The sequence below is a fragment of the Streptomyces thermocarboxydus genome (genome assembly GCF_024760485.1).
GTDB classification, from domain to species: Bacteria; Actinomycetota; Actinomycetes; order Streptomycetales; family Streptomycetaceae; genus Streptomyces; species Streptomyces cellulosae.
Genome location: NZ_CP058273.1, coordinates 14,610 through 35,568 on the forward strand (window position 1 = coordinate 14,610; position 20,959 = coordinate 35,568).

11 protein-coding genes and 3 pseudogenes are annotated in these 20,959 nt (G+C 70.3%); 7 read left to right on the top strand and 7 right to left on the bottom strand.

Annotated elements, in window-relative coordinates; translation table 11 throughout:
- Window positions 1–356 precede the first annotated feature (356 nt).
- Complete coding sequence (locus AY578_RS00080) at window positions 357–704, bottom strand: hypothetical protein (RefSeq protein WP_028958946.1); 348 nt, start codon at window positions 702–704, stop codon at window positions 357–359.
- 464 nt (window positions 705–1,168) lie between these two features.
- On the opposite strand from AY578_RS00080, the pseudogene AY578_RS00085 reads away from it, so the two are divergent.
- From AY578_RS00085 to AY578_RS00120, 7 genes and pseudogenes are all read left to right on the top strand, one after another.
- Window positions 1,169–1,336: pseudogene (locus AY578_RS00085) on the top strand (AraC family transcriptional regulator); the annotation flags it as partial.
- 381 nt (window positions 1,337–1,717) lie between these two features.
- Window positions 1,718–2,296 carry a snapalysin family zinc-dependent metalloprotease gene (locus AY578_RS00090; RefSeq protein WP_258901494.1) on the top strand — a complete coding sequence of 193 codons (579 nt, stop codon included), beginning with the start codon at window positions 1,718–1,720 and terminating at the stop codon, window positions 2,294–2,296.
- 652 nt (window positions 2,297–2,948) lie between these two features.
- Window positions 2,949–4,007, top strand: a complete 1,059-nt coding sequence (locus AY578_RS00095) for a porin PorA family protein (protein WP_258901495.1) — start codon at window positions 2,949–2,951, stop codon at window positions 4,005–4,007.
- Window positions 4,008–5,099: 1,092 nt separating this feature from the next.
- The gene (locus AY578_RS00105) at window positions 5,100–6,083 is read left to right on the top strand and encodes an alpha/beta fold hydrolase (protein WP_028958944.1); all 984 of its coding nucleotides are present in this window, start codon (window positions 5,100–5,102) and stop codon (window positions 6,081–6,083) included.
- Window positions 6,084–6,564: 481 nt separating this feature from the next.
- A pseudogene (locus AY578_RS00110) lies at window positions 6,565–7,071 on the top strand (snapalysin family zinc-dependent metalloprotease).
- A 1,210-nt stretch (window positions 7,072–8,281) separates the two neighbouring features.
- Complete coding sequence (locus AY578_RS00115) at window positions 8,282–8,659, top strand: DUF2267 domain-containing protein (RefSeq protein ID WP_019522979.1); 378 nt, start codon at window positions 8,282–8,284, stop codon at window positions 8,657–8,659.
- 388 nt (window positions 8,660–9,047) lie between these two features.
- Window positions 9,048–9,316 (top strand): annotated as a pseudogene (locus tag AY578_RS00120) (helix-turn-helix domain-containing protein); the annotation flags it as partial.
- 235 nt (window positions 9,317–9,551) lie between these two features.
- On the opposite strand, the gene narI reads toward AY578_RS00120, so the two are convergent.
- The 6 genes from narI to AY578_RS00150 all read right to left on the bottom strand — a co-directional run bounded on the left by narI (window position 9,552) and on the right by AY578_RS00150 (window position 20,952).
- Window positions 9,552–10,295 carry a respiratory nitrate reductase subunit gamma gene (gene narI, locus AY578_RS00125; protein WP_019522980.1) on the bottom strand — a complete coding sequence of 248 codons (744 nt, stop codon included), beginning with the start codon at window positions 10,293–10,295 and terminating at the stop codon, window positions 9,552–9,554.
- Complete coding sequence (narJ, locus tag AY578_RS00130) at window positions 10,292–11,002, bottom strand: nitrate reductase molybdenum cofactor assembly chaperone (RefSeq protein ID WP_258901501.1); 711 nt, start codon at window positions 11,000–11,002, stop codon at window positions 10,292–10,294. The genes narI and narJ overlap by 4 nt, the downstream gene beginning before the upstream one ends.
- Window positions 10,999–12,660: a nitrate reductase subunit beta gene (narH, locus tag AY578_RS00135; protein ID WP_028958942.1), complete on the bottom strand. Its 1,662-nt coding sequence runs from the start codon at window positions 12,658–12,660 to the stop codon at window positions 10,999–11,001. Before narH ends, narJ begins: the two co-directional genes overlap by 4 nt.
- A complete protein-coding gene (locus tag AY578_RS00140) occupies window positions 12,660–16,307 on the bottom strand; it encodes a nitrate reductase subunit alpha (protein ID WP_136237984.1) in 3,648 nt (1,215 codons plus the stop codon). The genes narH and AY578_RS00140 overlap by 1 nt, the downstream gene beginning before the upstream one ends.
- A gap of 664 nt (window positions 16,308–16,971) precedes the next feature.
- Complete coding sequence (locus AY578_RS00145) at window positions 16,972–18,039, bottom strand: SLAC1 family transporter (RefSeq protein ID WP_019522984.1); 1,068 nt, start codon at window positions 18,037–18,039, stop codon at window positions 16,972–16,974.
- Between the two features lie 1,098 nt (window positions 18,040–19,137).
- The gene (locus tag AY578_RS00150) at window positions 19,138–20,952 is read right to left on the bottom strand and encodes a bifunctional sugar phosphate isomerase/epimerase/4-hydroxyphenylpyruvate dioxygenase family protein (RefSeq protein WP_215187913.1); all 1,815 of its coding nucleotides are present in this window, start codon (window positions 20,950–20,952) and stop codon (window positions 19,138–19,140) included.
- Window positions 20,953–20,959 lie beyond the last annotated feature (7 nt).

A 20,959-nucleotide genomic window follows, 5' to 3' on the forward strand; every position in this document is an offset into this window, starting at 1 on the left:
GCGAAGGTCACCCATCGCTTGAAGACAGCGGGCAAAAGAGCGCGGTGTGCCTGATCGAGTACCGTCTTGCGGGGCAGCCAGTCCCCAGGAAGACGGCGATCTGGCCGGGGCTCCAGCACAGCGGCCCGCGGCTGAGGTAGTTCCCCGCGTAGTCCAAGAACAGCTCGGCCAGCGACCGGGCGGTGCCGGCTTCCTCCGCCGCAGGGGGCGCCCACCTGTTCGAACGCATCGAGCACGCGGGCCCGCTCGCCCTGTGCAAGGCTGGTGCTCGGGCCGGTCCGGCAGGTGGTCGCGGCAGTGTGCCCAGGCCAGTGCCCGCAGGGCGATGACCTCCTCATCGTCGGGGCGAGGCCAGGTCAGGTCAGGTCCGTCAACCGCAGCGCCGCGGCAAGATCGGCGAGTACCTCGGCCGCGTCCTGCTCGACAAGCGGCATCAGCACTTCGTCCTCGCCCCGCATCCCCTCCCAGGCGTGGGCCGCATGTGGCGTAAGCAGCGCCAGCTTGTCCACCAGCGTGCCGCCGACCTCGCCGATATGCGCCATCAGCGTGTGCGGGACCGGGCCGTCGTAGTCGATGAACAGCACCCGCTCGCTGTCCCACACGTCCACCGCGCACCAAGCCCCCACCGGGCGGTTCGGGCCGGCCGCATGCCACGCCGGCACCGGCTGCGATGCGGCCAGAACCTCCATCGTCTCCTGCAGCATGGCGTGGCCGGCGGGCCGGCTCGCTCAAGCGCGGAGAGGGCGGCAACGCCGGACTGGGGCGGTTTCGTCGAAGCCCGTCCCGCCACCTCACGACATGGCACCAGTTCCGGTTCGCGTTCGATCGTCCCTGCGCCCGACCACGCCTCGCCCAGGCAGCCACTCGCCCACACCTCCGTGGCAAGGACGTCTGTGTCTTCAAGGCACCGTGTTCGGGCCTGCCGTAGTACACGGTCCGGCAACCGCACAGGGCCTGGCGAACGGCGGACTGGCTTTTTGCCGCCACGCAATGTGCGGCAGCCACGGCTCTTCGGCACACCCTCAAGTCTGGCAGAGCAGCATACGGCGCGGAGCGAGTAGGAGCTACCCCCGCGGGCGCGGGGACGACGGGCGAGGTCTCGCTGCCGACACCCTCGTCCTGGAGCTACCCCCGCGGGCGCGGGGACGACTCCGGCTCAGGTTACTAGCTAGCCCAGTGCCGACGCGAACTCGCCGGACTCCACTGCAGGTTACGGACCATCGCCGCGATCGGCCGACGGTGGGGGCTCGTGGACGCCACCCACTTCAGCAATGTGCTCGAGCGGGCATACGGGATGACGCCCCGCGACTGGCGCGACCAACACCACCCGCACTGACCACCAGGAACAGCGGGCGGTCAGCCAGCCGATCACGGCAGGAACCGCGAGCATGCCGACGTAACCGAGCCCGGCCACGCGGGGGCGTGCGCGGCCGCCGGCCGGCAGACGGCCGGTGGTCCTGGCCGCCGCGAACATGCTGCGCCGCCGTGGCGATCGACAGCAGCGCGCGCCCCTGGCCGACGGAGAACATGGCGTGGAATCCGGGAATGACGGGAAAGTCTCATGACAGGTACATGCCCGATCAAGTGTCTCGACGTACCACCACATGACCCCGGATGGGTGGCCCACGGTGCGTCCGGCCCCACCGGACCACCGAGCCGCTCCTTCGTCAACCCGGCCGCGTCGGGGCCCGGACTCCCCCACGGAACAGGAGCAGCAATGCCCCTCGTCACATGGATCAAAGCAGGCACCTCCACGACGGCGCTCGTCCTCGCCATGGCGGGCACCGCGTCCGCCGCCCCCGTCGCCCAACAGCCCACTGGCCAAGCGGCGGTGGTGACCCTCCGCTACGACGACAGCCGTGCCGCGGGCTGGGAAGCCGCCATCGCGGCCGGGGTCGCCTCGTGGAACGCCAGCGTCACCAATGTGAGGCTGGTGGAAGCGGCACCTGGCGGCGGCGCGGAGATCATGATCGTCGCGACGTCCGGCTGGCCGCAGGCCACGCTCGGCCCCGTCCGCCCCGGCCGTCAGGTCCGCGTCGAACTCGGCAGCCAGGCCGTCAACGACGGTTACGACAAGACCCGGATCGCCGCCCACGAACTCGGACACAGCCTCGGCCTGCCGGACACCAAACCCGGCCCCTGCTCCCAGCTCATGTCCGGCTCCAGCGCCGGCACCGCCTGCACCAACGCCGCCCCCAACGCCACCGAACGATCCCGCGTGCAGTCCAACTACGCGAGTGCCCTCGCCGCCACGGTCGTCACCGACAGCCGCACCCTGGTGGTGGACGCCCCCTGAACCAGCGACCGTGACCTGACACCTCGCCGGGGCAGCCCACCGGCCGGATCCCCCGTCCCGTCGACCACGCGCACCGGACCGCGAGGGCTGTCCCGGCAGTCGCAGCGATCACCGCCGTCGCGGGCGACGTCGCACAAGGGTCGGTTCCTTTCGCGCGGGCTGCCTCGGTGTCGGCGTCCGCCAAGGGCCACCTACCGCTCATGCCGTGGAACCCGTTCGTACGCGGTGTCCTGCAGGCGTCCGACGAAGGAAACTTCCGGGACCACCCACCTCGACGGCCCACCTCTTCCCACGTGGTCTCCGGCACGCTGACGACAGATCACCCGGGTCCACGCGGGTCTGCCCTTGCGTTACCCGTCGCTTGTCCTCCTCCCCTCGAGCATCCCCCTCATTTTCGCCACGTCTCTGGTGTTCAGGCGTCGGCCGTGCTCCCCTTGGGGATACAAAGATTCATTTCCTGTTTCACCATACCAACAGGCCTGCGCGGCAACGGGATTCGGGGAGACGTCCGGGCTCATGGATCGGCTCAGCAGGCACTGGACGCGTGCAGCGGGTGACGTTCCATCCGTAGCCGCCCCCGCATCCGCCGGCCGATCCGGCCCGCTCCGGGAACATCCGGCCGAATCAGCAGGTCAGCAAGAGGGAGGACAGCGTGTCTCTACGTCGTTCATCGACCGTGCTCATCACCATCGCCGTGATCCTGGCGGCCGTCGCAGCGGTCTTACGCTTCATCGTCGCCCCGAACGCGACAAAACTGCCCGAGGATGCCGACCAGACGGTGCACTACGCCGGCAAGGCTGCCATGTTGGACGCCGGGGCCCTGCAGTCCGGGGACACCGCGAACGCCCTGAAAACCGATATACCCGTCACCGTCGACCGCCGCGTCCGCGTCACATCCACCCACGGCGACACAGCGGTGCTGCAGGACGTGATGACGGTCCACGTCGGGAAGCAGACCCTGCCCAGTTCGAAGACCTACGCCGTCGACAGACAGAGCAGGGAGGGCACCACACCGCCGGCGTCGACGGCCGCGGAACCTTCGCGCGGAGCGTTGAGCTCGGCCTTCCCACCGGATGCCGCGCGGGACGACTCCTACGACTACTACGACTCGACGACCCGTGCGACCGTGCCGGTCCGCTACACAGGCTCCGCGGAGCGCGAGGGGCGGTCGGTGAACGTCTACGAGATCAAGATCGACGCGCCCGTCAAGGACCCCGCGGTGCTGAAGCCGCTCCCTGCCGCCCTGCCGAAGGCGCTCCTCGCCGGCCTGGTGCCCACGCTGGACTCCACGGCCCGGGCTCGTCTCACCCCTGAAGCACTGTCGGCGCTGCCCGACCCGGTGCCGCTCACCTACCAGGGGCGCTCGACCCTCGTCGCCTACATCGACCGACAGACCGGCATCGCCATCGACCAGAAGGTCGACCAGAAGATCGTGGCCACCACGACGGTCGACGGTGAGCCGACCTCCCTGCTCCCGGTCTCCGCCCTCGCCTTCGCCGTCACGTCCGAAAGCTCCGTGGACCTCGGGGACACCGCGGCCTCGGCGGGTCTGCTCCTGACCGTCCTGAGTGACGTGACGCCGCTCGTTCTGATCGTCGTTGCGGCCCTGCTGCTGGTGATCGTCTTCATCCGGGCACGAAGCAGGAAGCCCGGCAGCACCCCGGCATCGGGTGACGCCCCCGTCGCGACTTCACCGGCGCAGCCGCTCTGACACCACCCTCAAGCTTCTCCAGCGGGCCGAAGGGGGGCGGCCCGGCGGAGGTGCCCGGCGCGGCTGCTGCCACGCCGGCACCCCGCGCCGGCACCCCGGTCAGCAAGAGCCTGCTCGTAGCTACCGGCCTGGCAGTGTGCCTGACCCGCGAGATCCAAGAGCCCACGCGTCGGTGGGGTCAGGTTCGGGCTTCTCCTCGGCGAGCCCAGGTCAGTGCGTTGCGAGTGTCGTACGTGAGCGGGCGGTCGAACTCGGCAAGGGCCTCTTCGTCCCGGTCGGAGAGGTACAGGCGCTGGCCACGGTAGGTATGGGGCCCAGGCACTGGCCGTTGTACCACGGGGCCTGCTGTACCTCTTGACGTCGTTCTCGTCCACGACCGCCGTCACCGCATCGGCACGCCGGGCCGCTTCCTGCCACTGCCGCAGCAGCGTGGACTTCCCCACCCCGCCTACACCGCGTACATGGAAGAGGAACTCGGTCGGGTCCTCCTCCGAGAGCGGAGCCTTCGACAAAATTTGCGCGAAGAGCGCCAGCTGCGCCCGCCGCCCCACGAACCGAGATTTCGCGCGCCGCCGGATCAGCGCCCCCGTGACAGAGCTCGATCACCTGCGCCTGACAACTCCGCAACCCCCGTCGCTTACCCGCCCGACCACGCACGCGCCGACTCTTTGGTCGCACGCCGCACTTCTGTGTCCGATCCTTGCGTAGGCAGTGTGGGTACCCTGCCGCCGAGGCGTTCTTCCGCGAGGACGGCCACCTGCGCGTGCCACAGGGCTACCGCGCTCGAGGCATGTCCGGCCGATCCGATGCCGTCTGCGGTGTTCCCGACGCCGGTCTGGGCTTCCTCCCCGGAGACGACGGCCGGATGCGAGAGCTGACGAGTCACTGGGAGCATGCCGACTGCACCGGTGCCCTCTATCTCACGGCGGAACGGTTTCCGGGCGAAGGCGGCCCGCAGTCAGCGCCGCCAGGTCCCTCCTTCACTTTGTGTGACTGTTATTCACTCGCATGGCCATACCGTGGTGCCGCGTTCTTCACTCGAATGCAGTGTGGGCAGGAGTCTCTCCCCCTCACCTCAGAGGAAGAACGGTCATGAAGCACATACGACGCACAGCCGCCCGGAGGGCCCTCCCCCTGGCCGTCCTGCTCCCCGCGGCCGCCCTGATGACCGCCGGTCCCTGCCTGGCGTCCGAGAGCGGAGGCGGTACGACTCCCACGGGCGCTACGTCCACAGGTGCCAAACCGACAGTTGTACTGGTGCACGGCTATTGGGCGGACGCCTCCGGCTGGGACCGGATCGTCCAGGCACTGCAGACCCAGGGCTATCCCGTGGTGGCCACCGCCAACCCGCTGCGCAGCCTCTCCGGCGACGCCGACTACCTTGCCGCCCAGCTCAAGGCGATCGAGGGCCCCATCGTCCTGGTCGGCCACTCCTACGGAGGAGCCGTGATCACCAACGCGGCCGCCGGCAACCCCAACGTCGAGTCCCTCGTCTACATCGCAGGGTTCGCGCCCGACAGAGACGAGACGGCCTTCCAGCTCGCTGCCAAGTACCCGGGCAGCCGGGTGACCGACGACCCCAACGCCCCGGTGCCGACCGCCCTGAATGCCGTACCGCTCGGCGGCGACCCCACGAACGTGGACCTGTATCTCAAACCGGAGAAATTCGCTGACGTCTTCCTGAGCAACCGGCTCGACGCCAGCCGCTCACAGGTACTCGCCGCCACCCAGCGGCCCGCGACCGCCGCCTCCGGCAACGAGCCCACGCAGTCCGTCGCGTGGAAGACCATCCCGTCCTGGTATCTCGTCGCCACCGACGACCGCACCATAGGCACCGACAATCTGCGTTTCATGGCGAAGCGGGCCAAGGCCACCACCGTCGAGGTCAACGCACCGCACGCCGTCATGGAGACCAACCCGGACGACGTCACCAAGCTGATCCTCCAGGCCTCTGGCGACGCTCGGCCGAGCCTTGCCCAGACCGGCACCAACGGGCGGACCGCGCTCCTCGGAGGTGCCGCGCTGCTCACCGTCGCCGCTGGCACGGCCATCGTGATCCGCGCCCGCCGCACCTGAGGGCACGGACGACAGCAGTCCTGGAGCCCTGAACGGGGAAGCGGGGTCCGGCGGGTGACGCTTCGTACCCGCCGGGACACCGCCCACGATGATCTGGTGTGGGTGGGTGGGGCGTAGGCCGGGACCGGTTGCCCCGTCATCCCGCGAGATCACCCCGTGGGTTGTTCTCCGTCGAGGGGTGTATCCGTTCATCTGCAGCACGCCGTGACCGGGCCGATCCAGCAGCCTTCCGTTCGGGTTCCATGCCGACGGTTGACTTCCTTGTCCTCGTCCACTGTGGACTTGGACAACTGTGGGCCCGGCTCGTGGAAGCCACGACTGAGTCTGCCGCCGGGTGGGGGACCAACGAGACGCTGAACGTGAACATGGTGGAGCGGGAGCTGGTGGTGGAGGTCGACGTCGCCCGCGACAGCGGCGGCCGGTGGAGGCACGCTGCGCGCGGGCACCGGGCGCGCCCCGACGTCGCCCCCCTGCCACCAGGATCAAAACAGGCACCTCCACGACCGCGCACGCCCTCACCACGACAAGCACCGCATCCGCCACCCCCGCCACCCAACAGCCCACTGCCCAAGCGGCGGCGGTGACCCTCCACTACGATCCACAGCCGTGCCGCGGGCCGGGAATCCGCCATCGCCGCCGGAGTCGCCTCATGGAACACCAACGTCACCAACGTAAAACTGGCGGAAACGGCACCCGGCGGCACCCCCGAAACCGTGATCGTCGCAACGCCAGGCCAGCCGCAGAACACACTCACCCCCGTCCCCCCGGCCGCCAGATCCGCCTCGAAACCGGCAGCCGAAAGACCAACAACGACTACAACTAGACCCGGACGACCGCCCACGAACCGGAACACAGCCTCGACCCGCCGGACACCAAACCCGGCCCGTACCCCCAACTCACGTCCGGCTCCAGCACCGCCCGCACCAACGCCACCGAACAATCCCGCGCCCAATCCAACTACGCTGCCGTGATCCCACTCCGGGAGTGAAGCCTCGTACGAAGACTGGCACAGCGGCTACGGAGCGCGGTCGTATACCAAGACGACGGTGAGGGACGATGTCGCCGCCACCGCTGTCCCGGGCGGCATCGGCATATAACCCTGACCATGCTCGCCTATGCCCTCCTCCCCGCACTCGCCGCCCAGACCGGCGGCGAGTGAAAGGGAGCCGCAGAAGCTGACGGGGTCGGGCACGACCTTCCTGCCCGACCCTGCGGCACGCACGTCGGACGGCGCTGAACTCGTGCAAGGCCGCCACACCGCTCCACCCACTGCCAGCGTCCCGGACGGCCTCAAGGGCAACAACGTCGGCGCCCTTGAGGCACAGGACCACGTCGTAGTCGCTGTGGGCGGTGCGGAGGAACTCGTCCTGACCGTGGCTGTGCACCGTGCCCCTCCGATCGCCCGGGCTGGCGGGACCGGTGCACAACGATCAGCACACTGGGGATGATCAGGTGGTGCCTTCACCGGGTGTGCGCCCGACGACCTTGCCGAGAATCCGCGCATGGTCGCCGGGGATCGGGTGTAGGCCGGGTTGCGGGGCACGAGCCTGGGACACACCCGCCCGTCCTGCCGACGCAGCACCTCGACGGTGGCCTCGTCCTCCAGGAGTGCGGCAGCTTTGCCGCTGTGGTCGGCGCTGTCCTGCCGCGTACGGTCACAATGTCGCCGTCGCAGATCGTCGCGTCGATCGGGAAGTCACCGGCCATGGGAGACCGACGAGCCTCCTTCTCGTACCGTCCCTGGGGCGTGGCGCGCCCTTCGCGCGGGGTGCGTGTCACGTCACCTCCCGGCAGCGCGCTCCCACGCTCGCTCCACCGCGGCGAGGGCTGCGCGCAGGTCCGCCGCGCTCCCGGGAGCGTCGCCGGGACCCGGGAGGACCGCCACGCCGGCCTCCCCACGCTGCCGGCCGAGGGAACAACGGCACAGCGCCCTGACGCGCATCAGGCTGACCGCCGACGGTGTCCCCTGTGTCGTGGCGGAAACCGTCTGCCTTGTGCTCGGAGGCCCATGGAGCCCACCGCATTTCCGCCCGTCAGGAGCAGGCAGGGTGTGGCACGCATCCGGAGCATGGAAATGGCTTCTGCCGAGACGCACGCACCACGTGACGCGCGTCAGCCCTCCACGCACGACGTACCCCTTCGGCGGCTGCCTCAGGTCCCACGCCAGGCACTGCAAAGCTTCGGAAAGGGAACGGCTCATGGACTACAACACCTTCATCGACACCATCCACCGGCGTGCCCCTGTCCCCCCGGAGAAGGCGGAGAGCCTCACCCGTGCCACCCTGGAAACCCTGGCCGAGCGGCTCACCCGGGGTGAGGCGGAGGACCTCGCGTCCGAACTGCCCAAGCCGCTGCAGGAACCGCTGGTCTCTCCCACTCCGCAGGCGGAGCCCTTCGGACTCGAAGAGTTCATCAATCGGGTGAGCAGCCGAGCAGACGTGAGCCCGCACGTGGCCCGTGAGGGCGTACGTGCGGAGCTGAACACCCTGAGGGATGCGGTCAGCGATGGCGAGTTCCGCCAGGTGATGTCCCAACTGCCCCAGGACTTCGAGGCTCTCGTCGGCTCCCCGGGCTAGCAGGAGCCGTGACCGACGAGGTCGACGCCCGGGCCTGCTCGGCTCGCTGTGCCGGGCTCAGCCCGAGGTCGGAGTCCGGTCGGAGTCCCCTTCCCCCCGGTGTGGCCGTGTGACCAGCACTCTCACACTCGAACGCATGAGCGCTGCCCCTGGTGTCGCCTCTCGCGCTGCTCCGCTTCCTGGAGGAGGTCAAGAAGCGGGACCTGGAGCGCACCCGGCGACGGATCGCCGCGGAGAAGCAGCGGAAGGCCGAACGCCGGCGAGGGACACAGGCGCGGCCTCCCGCCTCCCGGAGTGGCTGCAGTGTTGTGTCCGGAGAGGTTGTGGACAGGTGAGCCAGATCTCGGCCGAGGGATCTTGAACGGGTGAAGGACCAGCGTATTGCCCCCTGACCGAGACCGGCCGCCTGCGTCTGGCCCGCTGTGTGGTCGAGGAGGACGGTCGGCCGCTGCGCCGGGCCGCTGAACGCTTCCAGGCCTCGCCCACCACCGCTCGGCGCTGGGTCGGTCGTTACCGGCCTCCGGCGAGGCCGGCATGACCGACCGCTCCAGCCGGACCCACCACAGCCCTGCCCGGACCCCGGCCCGCACCGAACGCCGGAGCATCAAGCTCCGGCTTCTGCGCCGCTGGGGGCCGGCCCGCTTCGCGCACTTCTTGTCGACATCAGGAAAGTGGGCGGCAACATCCCCGACGGCGGCGGACACAAAATCCACGGCAGGGCCCAGGGCGGCCGCAACGGCTCCGCACGCCGCGACCTCACCCGGCCCCGCACCCGCCACGGTGGTGCGACGCCCGGCGGAGACCGTGACGCCCCCTGTGTGCCCGGGAAGAGGTGGGAGACACGGTCCGGTGAACCAGTGCACCAGGCAGGGGGTGAGGTGTCGCCTCCGTGTCAGTAGCGGACGCCGATGCGGCGCCAGCGGCGTCCGCTGGTGCCGGGTTCGGCGGGGCGGGCCGCAGTACGGGAACGGTAGAGGACGAACGGCCGCCACAGGTACCACAGCGGAACGCTCCAGGCGTGGACGAGCCGGGTGAAGGGCCACACGGCGAGGATGGCCCAGGCGGCGGTGGCGTGCGTCTGGTAGATGAACGGGGCGTTGGAGATCGCGTCGACGTCGGGATCGCCGGCGAACAGGCCGCGGAACCACAGGGCGACGCTCTGCCGGTAGTCGTGGCCCGCACCAAGGAGGTTGACGCCCATGGTCGGAATGATGCCGAGCACGATGACGACCGCGAGCAGGGACAGCGCGAGCCAGTCGACGGGGCTGGTGGTCGCCCGCACACGAGGCACGGCGGTGCGGCGGAAGGCGAGGATCACCACGCCGAGGATCACGGCGAGCGCCGCGACGGTCCCGCCAATGGCGGAGAACCGGCGGTAGACGTCCTCGGGGATGCCGAGCCAGCGGGTGAAGGACTCGGGGACGAGGATTCCCAGCACGTGGCCCGCGATGGCCGCGAAGGTGCCGTAGTGGAAAAGCGGACCGCCCCATTTGAGGAGGCGACGCTCCTGGAGTTGGGTGGAGCGGCTGGTCCAGCCGAACTGGTCGTAGCGCCAGCGCCAGATGTGGCCGATGACGAACGTGGCGAGGGCGAGGTAGGGCAGGATGACCCACCACCACAGGTCCCAGGAGCTCATCGGCCCTCCTTGGCGCTCACGACGGTCGGGGAGGGAAGCCACGCCGGCTCACCGGACGCAGCACGGGGGTCCAGGCCGGTCTGTTCCGGTGGGCCGAAGGGTTCCAGGCCGACGTGTTCGTCCGGTGGTCCCTCGGTGGCCAGTCGGCGCCAGGCGTCGCGCTCGCGGCGGGCCGGTTGGGGCAGCCGGCCGCAGAGGGCGTCGAGGATGCCGGCGTAAGGCTCGGAATGTTCGTGCAGGCCCTGGCGGAGGAGTTCGAGGCCGGCCTGGCACTGCAGGAGGACGCGGTGGCCGGATTCGGGGGCGAGAGCTGCGAACTCCAGGATCAGCGGCAGGAAGTCGGGCAGCTCCGACTCGGGTGGTTCGTGGCCGGCCTGGCGGTAGGTGTGTTTGAGGGTGAGCAGGGCCATGCCTCGGGCGCGGGTGTCGCCGTGCCGGTAGTAGGTCAGGTGGAGGGAGCGGCGGCGGGTGTGGTCGAAGGTTTCCACGTACCGTTCGGCTGCCTCGGTGGGCGGCAGGCGCCGCAGGTGGTCGCAGGCGGCGGTGAGACGGGTCCGGTCGGCCGGGGTGAGGATGGCGGGAAGGGCTGCGGTGACGTCGTCGAGGCAGGTGAGCATCGCTTCGTCCGGGTAGCGCAGCAGGACGGCGGCGATGCGGTGCAGCACTGGGGTGTCGGGGACCCGGCGTCGCGCGCGGCGCGGGCTCATGAGGCGTCCGTCCCGGTGCCGAAGAGGCCGGGGGCGGGGCTGTCGCCGTTCCAGCCGAGGAGGTTGAAGCGTGTCTTCCCGTCGCTGTCGCGGAACTGGCTGCCGCCGCCGGGTGCGGTGAGTCCGGGCAGGGCGGGCGGTGGCACCGGGCCGAGTCGGTCCTCGTCGTGGGCCCCGTGGTCACCGACGCCGCCAGGGTGGTCGAGGGAGCAGTGCTGGGCCATCAGGGCGCCGGAGTCCTCGGCGTGCACCTTGGGGATGACGTAGCGGTCGTCGTACTTGGCGATGGCCAGCAGCCGGTAGAGGTCCTCGATGTCGGTGGCGCTCGCGCCGACCGCGTCGAGCAGGTCCTGGTCCGGCGGATCGCCCAGTTGCCGGGTGCGCATGTGGGCGCGCATGGTGGTGAGTTTGCGCAGCACCCCTTCCACCACGGTGGTGTCCCCGGCGGTGAAGAGGTTGGCCAGGTACTCCATGGGGATGCGCAGGGAGTCGATGGCGGCGAACACGCGGTCGGGTTCGTCGTCGTGGTAGCCGGTGGCGTGCACCGCGTCCGTGACCGGGGACAGCGGGGGCACGTACCAGACCATGGGCATGGTGCGGTACTCCGGGTGCAGCGGCAGTGCCACCCGGTGCTTCTTGATCAGCGCGTACACCGGGGAGCGCTGGGCGGCCTGGATCCAGTCGTGGGCGATGCCGTCACGCTCGGCCGCCGCCTGCACCTCGGGGTCCTCGGGGTCGAGGAACACCGACAGTTGCGCCTCGTACAGGTCTTTGTCGTCCTTGACCGAGGCGGCCTTCAGGACGGCGTCGGCGTCGTAGAGCATCACGCCGAGGTGGCGCAGCCGGCCCACGCAGGTCTCGGAGCAGATGGTGGGCTGCCCGGCCTCGATGCGCGGGTAGCAGAAGGTGCACTTCTCGGCCTTGCCGGTGCGGTGGTTGAAGTAGACCTTCTTGTAGGGGCAGCCGGAGACGCAGAACCGCCAGCCTCGGCAGCGGTCCTGGTCGACCAGGACGATGCCGTCCTCCTCGCGCTTGTACATGGCTCCCGAAGGGCAGGAGGCGACGCAGGACGGGTTGAGGCAGTGTTCGCAGATCCGCGGCAGATAGAACATGAACGCCTGCTCGAATTCCATCCGGACCCGCTCCGACATGCCCACCAGGTTCGGGTCGGCGGTGGCGTACGCGGCGGCTCCGGCGAGGTCGTCGTCCCAGTTGGGGCCGTGCGCGGGCTGCATGTTCCGGCCGGTCAGCTGTGACGTGGGACGCGCACTGGTGAAGCTGTCGGACAGCGGCGCGGTGGTCAGGCCCCGGTAGTCGTACGTCCATGGCTCGTAGAAGTCGTCGAGTGAGGGCAGGTCGGGGTTGTAGAAGAGGGTCGCCAGCTTGCGCAGTCGGCCGCCGCCCCTGAGCGTCAGCTTGCCCCGGCGGTTGAGGGTCCAGCCGCCCTTCCACTTCTCCTGGTCCTCGTACCGGCGCGGGTAGCCGACGCCGGGCTTCGTCTCGACGTTGTTGAACCAGACGTACTCCGCTCCCGGCCGGTTGGTCCACGTCTGCTTGCAGGTCACCGAGCAGGTGTGGCAGCCGATGCACTTGTCGAGATTCATGACCATGGCGACTTGCGCCATGCAGCGTCCGATGGTGTCTGCGGCACGGGACATCAGAACTGCACCTCCTGGCCGCGGCGGCGGATGACTGTGATCTCGTCCCGTTGGTTGCCGGTGGGGCCGATGTAGTTGAAGGCGTAGGAGAACTGGGCGTAGCCGCCGATCAGGTGGGTGGGCTTGATCAGCAGGCGGGTGAGGGAGTTGTCGCCGCCGCCGTGCAGGCCGGAGGTCTCCGTCTTCGGCACGTTCAAGTGGCGGTCCATGGTGTGGTACATGTACACCGTGCCCTCGGGCATCCGGTGGGTGACGACCGCGCGGCAGGCGACCACGCCGTTGCGGTTGTACGCCTCGATCCAGTCGTTGTCGGCCACCCCGATCTTCTCCGCGTCCAGCGGACTCATCCAGATCACCGGCCCGCCCCGGAACAGGGTGAGCATGTGCAGGTTCTCCTGGTACTCGGAATGGATGGACCACTTCGAGTGCGGGGTCAGATAGCGCACCACGAGCTCCGGACGGCCGTCGGGTGAGCGGGTCGGGTCGCCGAAGTGGGCCGTCATGTTCAACGGAGGCCGGTAGACGGGGAGTTGCTCACCGAATTCGGCCATCCAGTCATGGTCGAGGAAGAAGTGCTGGCGGCCGGTGAGGGTGTGCCAGGGTTTGAGCCGTTCGATGTTGATGGTGAACGGGGAGTAGCGCCGTCCGCCGGACTCGGTGCCTGACCACTCCGCCGAGGTGATCACCGCGCGGGGCTGGGTGCGGGTGTCCTCGAAGGTGATGCGGTCCCCGGAGCGTTCCTCGGCCAGGTCGGCCAGGTCCACGCCGGTGCGTTCCTCCAGCGCGCGCAGCGACGCGACGGCGAGACGGCCGTTGGTGGTACCGGACAGGGCGAGGATCGCCTCGCAGAACTGGTCGTCCCGGGCGATCGAGGGCCGCCCGTCGGCGATGCCGCCGCGTACGGTGCCGTTACGGCGCCGCAGGTCGTCGATCTCTGCTTCCGGCGTCCAGGTCAGGCCCTTGGTGGAGGTGCCAAGGGTGTCCAGCAGCGGTCCGACCGCGCGCATCTTGTCCGCCACCGCGGTGTAGTCGCGCTCCACCACGATCAGTTTCGGCATCGTCTCGCCCGGAACCGGCTCGCACTCGCCGGCCTTCCAGTCCCTCACCCGCCCGTGGGGCTGCGCCATCTCGTCCCGTGTGTCGTGGGCGAGCGGGGCGGCGATCACGTCTCGGCGCACTCCGAGATGGGTGGCGGCGAGCTTGGAGAACTCGGCTGCGACGGTGTGGAAGATGTCGAAGTCGGTACGGGTCTGCCACGGGGGCGCGATGGCCGGGCTGAAGGCATGCACGAAGGGATGCATGTCGGTGGAGGACAGATCGAACTTCTCGTACCAGGTCGCGGCGGGCAGCACCACGTCGGAGAACAGGCAGGTGCTGGTCATCCGGAAGTCGACCGCCACGGACAGATCCAGTTTGCCCACCGGAGCCTCTTCACGCCAGGTGACCTCCGTCGGGCGCAGTTCGGGCGGGGTCTCCGCCGCGGTGACCGCGTCATCGGTGCCGAGCAGGTGCCGCAGCATGAACTCGTGGCCCTTCATCGACGAGGCGAACAGGTTCGCCCGCCAGATGAGCAGGACGCGGGGGAAGTTGGCCGGGTCGTCGGGGTCCTCGGCGGCGAACCGCAGCCGGCCGGCCTTCAACTCCTCGACGACGTACTGCGGTACGTCCTTGCCCGCCCGCTCGGCCTCGTCGCACACGTCCAGCGGGTTACGGCTGAACGTGGGGTGGGAGGGCATCCAGCCCAGCCGGGCGGCCAGCGCGTTGCAGTCCGGCAGAGTGCGGCCTGCCAGCCGCCCTTCTCCCAGAGGGCTGGTCAGCGTGTCGGCGGAGAATGCCTCGTAGCGCCACTGGCCGGTGGCGAGCCAGAACAGTGGCGTGCCCACCATGTGCCGGGTCGGGCGCTGCCAGTCCAGGCCGAAGGCGAGATGGAACCAGCCGGTCAGCGGCCGCACCTTCTCCTGGCCGACGTAGTGCGCCCAGCCGCCGCCGTTGACGCCCTGGCTGCCGGTGAGCATCACCAGGGACAGGAACGCGCGGTAGATCTGGTCGGAGTGGAACCAGTGGTTGGTCCCCGCCCCCATCGCGATCATCGAACGGCCGCCGGTACGCTCGGCGTTGCGCGCGAACTCCCGCGCCACCCGGGCCGCGGCCTTCGCCGGCACCGAAGTGATCAACTCCTGCCAGGCCGGTGTGTACGGGCTGTCCGAATCGTCGTAACCGGCCGGCCACTCGCCCGGCAGGCCCTCGCGGGCCACCCCGTACTGGGCGAGCACCAGGTCGAAGACGGTGGTCACCAGGTGCCCGCCGACGCGCGCGGCCGGCACCCCGCGCCGCAGCACGGCGCCGGACTCCCGCGGGCCGGTGTCGAAGCGCGGCAGGTCGACGGCCACCGCCTCGGCGTCCGCTCGCCCGTGCAGGGTCAGGAGCGGGTCGCACCCGTCCAGCCGCAGGTTCCATCGGCCCCGGTCCGGCTCGGTCCAGCGGAAACCCAGTGATCCGTTCGGCACCACGGGCTCACCGGAGCGCCCGTCCAGCAGCACCGTCTTGAACTCCGCCGCCTCCCCGTCCTCACCGGGCAGGTCCGCGGCGGTGAGGAACTTCTCCGGCACGTACCCGCCGCCGTCACGCTCGCGCAGCCGTACCAGGAACGGCAGGTCGGTGTAGGCCTTGGCATACTCGATGAAACGCGGCACCTGACGGTCACGGTAGAACTCGCTGAGGATCACATGACCCATGGCCATCGCCAGCGCACCGTCGGTTCCGGGCGCCGCCGCAAGCCAATCGTCGGCGAACTTGGTGTGATCCCCGTAGTCCGGCGAGACCACCACGACCTTCTGCCCGCGATAGCGTGCCTCGGTCATGAAGTGGGCGTCCGGGGTGCGGGTGATGGGCAGGTTGGTGCCCCACACGATCAGGTACCCGGCGTTCCACCAGTCGGCGGACTCCGGTACGTCCGTCTGGTCACCGAACACCTGCGGCGACGCCATCGGCAGATCGGCGTACCAGTCGTAGAACGAGGAGATGGTCCCGCCGATCATCGACAGGTACCGCGTCCCGGCCGCGTACGAGGTCAGCGACATCGCCGGGATCGGCGAAAACCCCACGATCCGGTCCGGGCCGTACCGCTTCACCGTGTGCACCTGAGCCGCCGCCACCAGTTCGCTCACCTCGCGCCAGTCGCAGCGCACGAACCCGCCCTTGCCGCGCGCCCGCTTGTAGGCAGCGCAGCGCTCAGGGTCCGAGGTCAGCCACTCCCACGCCTCGACCGGATCCGCGTGCCGCTCCTTCGCCTGCCGCCACAGTTGCAGCAGCGGGCCCCGCACGTACGGGTAGCGGATACGGGTGGGCGAGTACGTGTACCAGGAGAAGGAGGCGCCACGCGGGCAGCCGCGCGGCTCGTACTCCGGAGAATCCGGACCGACCGAAGGGTAGTCGGTCGCCTGCGTCTCCCAGGTGATCAGGCCGTCCTTCACGAACACCCGCCACGAGCACGACCCGGTGCAGTTCACCCCGTGCGTGGAGCGCACCTCCCGGTCGTGGCGCCACCGCTCGCGGTAGAACTCCTCCGCCGCCCGGCCGCCTTCGCGGTACAGCATCCGCCGGTCGGGGGACTGCGTGCCGGGGAAGAAGTACTGCGCCGAACGCATCAAACGCTCAACCGCTTCACCGGAGAGGTCGGTGCTCACGCCATTCGCCTCCTGGAACGCCGACGTTGCCTTGGCCCGCGAGGTCCTGCCCGCGTGCCTCCCACGGTGCCCGGACTTGAGGCGCAAGGGTCACCATGCCCCACCGGTAGCCGGATTGAGCGGGTATGACACACCTCCGCCTGTACGGCGTCGGTGTCGGCGAGCCGGTCGGGTGATACGGCGTCACGGTGTCCCGGCGGCCTGGTGACCTGAGTCGGGGATTGGCTGTTGGTTCGGCATGAGTCGCCCGGGGCCGAAGGTTCCGCCGTCGCCGTTGCCATTGCCGTTGCCGGTGCCGGTGCCGTTGCCGTTGCCGTTGCCCGAGGCTCGGCGGGCCGTGCTGTGCAGGAGGGCTGGGGGCGTCGTGGCTCGAGGATGGCCGGAGGGTGGGCCAGGGGCCGGGTGTGTGACGTGTTGGCCTCGGGTGGTGTGACCGGACCACCGCTGTCGCGGCCGTCCTGTCATGCACTCCCCGTCTGCCGCTTACCCGCTGGTCTGCCGCACGCGCTGCGGGCGTTTCAGTACAGCGTTCGCGCGGGCGTCCGGAACCGGCAACGGAATGTCTCGGCGTTGCCCGCCCGGCCCCGCAACCAGCCCATGACACGAGCAGCTCGTCGATCCCGGGTCACTTCTGTTGTCCCCGGTTCCGGGAGTGTTGAAGCGCGGTGAGCGGTGAGGCGAGCATCCCGGCGAAGACGGCCGACCATACGGCCAGCGCCACCCACGCCTCGCCGGCGCCGGTCGCGGCCATCCAGTCCCATCCTGCGGCCTCTCCCAGTTCCCGGCTGGCCACCCCGTACATGCCGACCGGGAAGACCATGCTCCACAGGCTCGTCTCGTAGTGCAGCGGTACGCGGTGCAGCACATGGCGCCACACACCCAGGGCGAGCAGGAGTGGGATCAGCCAGGTGCAGAACGACCACGCCACGGCCGAAACACCCAGCACGAACGTCCCGGGCAGCAGGGTGTCCGCGGCCGGGATTCGGAGGAGTCTCGCACCGGCCAGCACGCTGATCGCGGCGGCACCCATGAACACCCAGTAGGGCGGGACGAGTTCCGTCGGCTCGACAGGTTCCAGCAGGAGCCGGGCCAGTGCCAGGGCAGCCACCAGGAGGTACTGCACCAGTCCGACGGCCCAGCATACCGAGGCCAGAACGGCCAGGGCCCGGCCCCAGGTATGCGGGGCGAGGGCGGCGGTGGCCACGACGACGGACTGCGTGCCCACCACCCAGATGAACCAGGTTCCGTTCACCTGACGCAGCGACACACCGCGTCCCGAGGAGATCAGCAGCATCGGCACGCCGTAGCCGAGCACCAGCCAGCCGGTCGCGCCCACCACGGTCAGCGCGGCCGCGGCGACGTAGTGCCGGTCGACAGCGAGCCGGCCGGCCAGCACGTCGGAGCTGGCGACGATGGTGAGGAAGGCGAAGCCGCGCGGCCCGGCGAGGTCGGTGCGCACGTCCTGCCACCGGAATACCAGGCGCCACAGATAACCCGCCCACAGCACCGCGTACCCCGCGGCCGCGATCCACAGGAGGACTGCCGAGGGGGCCGTCGCGCCGTGTTCGGCCAGCGCGGTGGACACGATGCCCGTGGCCATGACGAAAGCGAATGCGCCCGGGTTGAGGTCCTGCGCCGCACCGGCCACCGTGCGCCGCCAACGACCGGGCCGCCCACCGGACACCGCGATCATGGCATCACCTTCGTCCCGGCTTCCTCGCGTCCGTGCCGTCTCCGACCGTGCGGAGAAGCCGCCTGCCCGTCGCGGACCGTTGCCCTGACATTACGTCGGTGACTGCCCGCCACCGTGCGGGGAACGCGGCGGACGGGGCACTCGGCGCGTCCCCGGGCAGCCAGTGCCCCGATCGGCGTCACCATGATGCCGGGTGGCGTCGCCGTGGAGCGGGTGAACGCGCCGTGCCTGTCGAAGGCGGACAGGGCTCCCGGCAACCTGCTGCTTCCGCGCATTCGGCGCGCGTGCCTTCACGGATTCGCGGCCGGCCGACGCACGCCGACGTGGACGCCCCGGCCTGGCCCGCCGGACCGAGCGGTCGCTGCTGGCGTGCAGCACTCCCGTCCCCACGTCGGCCCGGCATCGAATCAGCCACGGCTTCTCGCCACCGGTCAGCGACCTGGACCGCCCGGGATGCTCCGGCCGTGGCGCCTTTCGCGAAGAACGGAGCCCGGTCCCGGCTGCTCACCTCGGTCCCGGGCGCTTCGCCGGCCACTCGGCCAGGCTGGATACCTCCCGGCCCGGCAGCAGGTCCACCAGCCGACGGGTGCGGCAATCGACCACCGCCGTGCCGTGGACGCAGCCCTGGCACGTCGCGTAGTCATCGACGTCGACCAGTCGCAGGGACGGCGCCTCCAACTTCGGCAAGGCCGCGGACAGCAGTCGCAACACGTGCTGCGGCCGGCGGACACCCCCAAGACTCGAGCCATCCAGGCGCCGGTGCGGCCGGCACAAGCGAGACCGGCCGGACCGGCGTCGAACGCAGGCTCCAGGCGATACAGCTGGGTCCAGCGGATGTCGCTGGGCCGGCTGAGGAAACAGGAACCCGCGAGAGCACCCCCGTACTGCCCGCGACCGAGCCGGACGCGTCCACCTGTGCTGCTCGTCCGACCAGATCGGGCCGTGCTCCAGGGTGCCGGCGGCCCGCCCCCGGGGGTGTGCGCCCGCGGACCCCGGCCGGGGTCATCGATGGATGCCCGGCCGGCCCGCAACCGTGGCTGCCCGACTGGGCATACGGAGCGCCCGGTGGATGCCATCACCGCCCGGTGAGCGGCGTCTTCAGCCGCCGGTGAATCCGCGTGCCGCGTGTTGCGCGGCCAGCCGCACCGGTGCGTTCGGGGCGCCGTAGCCCCGGTAGGCGCCATCCCGCTGGACGAGTTCGAAGAAGACCCGGCCGACGGTGTGCGTGTAGCAGTGACGGAAGGTGCCCTGCGCGTCGCGGTCGTAGAGGATGCCCAGCTCCTGGTACGTCTCCAGCTCGCCGTCGGCGAACTCGAAGCGGGCCGCGAGGTCGGCGTAGTAGTTGTCGGGGATCGGCAGCAGTGTGCCCCCGGCCGCACGGTAGGCGCGGGCGGCGCCGACCACGTCGTCGGTGGCCAGTGCGATGTGCTGAGCGTGCGCGGTGTCGTCGACGGGTGCCGCGCCGACGGTCAGCACGATGCGGACGGCGCCGTCGTCGGTGGTGACGGCGCGGCTGCGCAGCAGGCCGTAGGGGTCGGCGACGTCCACGCTCTCCTGCGGTCGCAGCCCGAGGACGGCGCGGTGGAAGAGCACCGCTTCGTCGAACTGGTGCCAGGGCTGGGTGAGGGAGAGATGGTCGACGCGCCACCGGGCGTCATCGTCGGGAGCCGGCCCCGCACCCTCGACATATCTGAAGTCCGCTCGCCAGTCGGGCAGTCGGGGGTGTCCGGTGGCGCAGAAGAACAGTTCCGTGCCGTCGGGTGCGGCGACCGCTTCCAGTGGGGCGTCCTCGGGGCTCCGGCGGCGTGGCAGCACCGGTGCCAGCAGGGCCTCGGCGCGGTGGGCCGTGGCACCGGGATCGGGTGTCTCCAGGCCGACGGCGGCCAGCCGGGTGCCCTCGCGGCGCTCGGCCGGTCCGGTGTTGACCAGGATGCGGGCGTCGCCCCGCTGCCACAGGTCGACGGGCTTGCCCCGGTGCCGTGCGGTCCGGGCGAAGCCCAGCGCGCCGAGCACGGCCGAGACGGGGGCGGCGTCGGGCGTGACCAGTTCGGCGAAGGCGACCCCGGTGGGCGTGGTGGGTGCCGGCGGTGCGGCGATGCCGACCTGTTCCTGGAGGACCAGCAGGGAGCGCCGGGCGTCCACGGCGGTGGGCCCGGCGTCGGACTGCCGGAAGACGTCGTTGAAGACTTCCAGGGAGAGGGGCCCGGTGTACCCGGCGCGCAGGACGTGCCGCAGCAGTCCGGCGAGGTCGAAGCCGCCCTGGCCGGGGAAGCAGCGGTAGTGGCGGCTCCACTGCAGGAGGTCCATTCCCAGCAGCGGGGCGTCGGCCAGCTGGAGGAAGAAGATCTTGTCGCCGGGGATGTCCTCGATCCCCTCGATGTCCTTCGGGTCGCCGTACCGGGACAGGATGTGGAAGCTGTCCAGGCAGGTGCCGAGCGAAGGGTGCCCGGCGGCCTCGACGACGCGCCAGGCATGGTCGTAGGTGTTGATGTACCGGCCCCATGCGAGCGCCTCATAGGCGACGCGGATGCCGTGGTCCTGGGCCAGGTCGGCCAGCCTGCCGAGTTGCTCGGCGGCGAGGGCGTCGTCGTCCAGGGCTTGCGGGGAGACGCTGGAGCACACCAGGACGGTGTCCGCGCCGAGCCTGCCCATCAGCTCGAACTTGTGCCGGGCGCGGCGCAGGGCGCGGGCGAAGTCCTCCTCGGGCAGTGCCTCGACGTCCCGCATGGGCTGGTAGAGGTCGATGGTGAGTCCGAGGTCGGCGCAGCGGGCGCGGATCTCCTCAGGCGTGAGGGAGGAGGCCAGCAGGTCGTTCTCGAAGATCTCGACGCCGTCGAAGCCGGCCCGGGAGGCGGCCGTGAGCTTTTCGGTGAGGGAGCCGCTGAGGGAGACGGTCGCGATGGACGTGCGCATGTCGGTG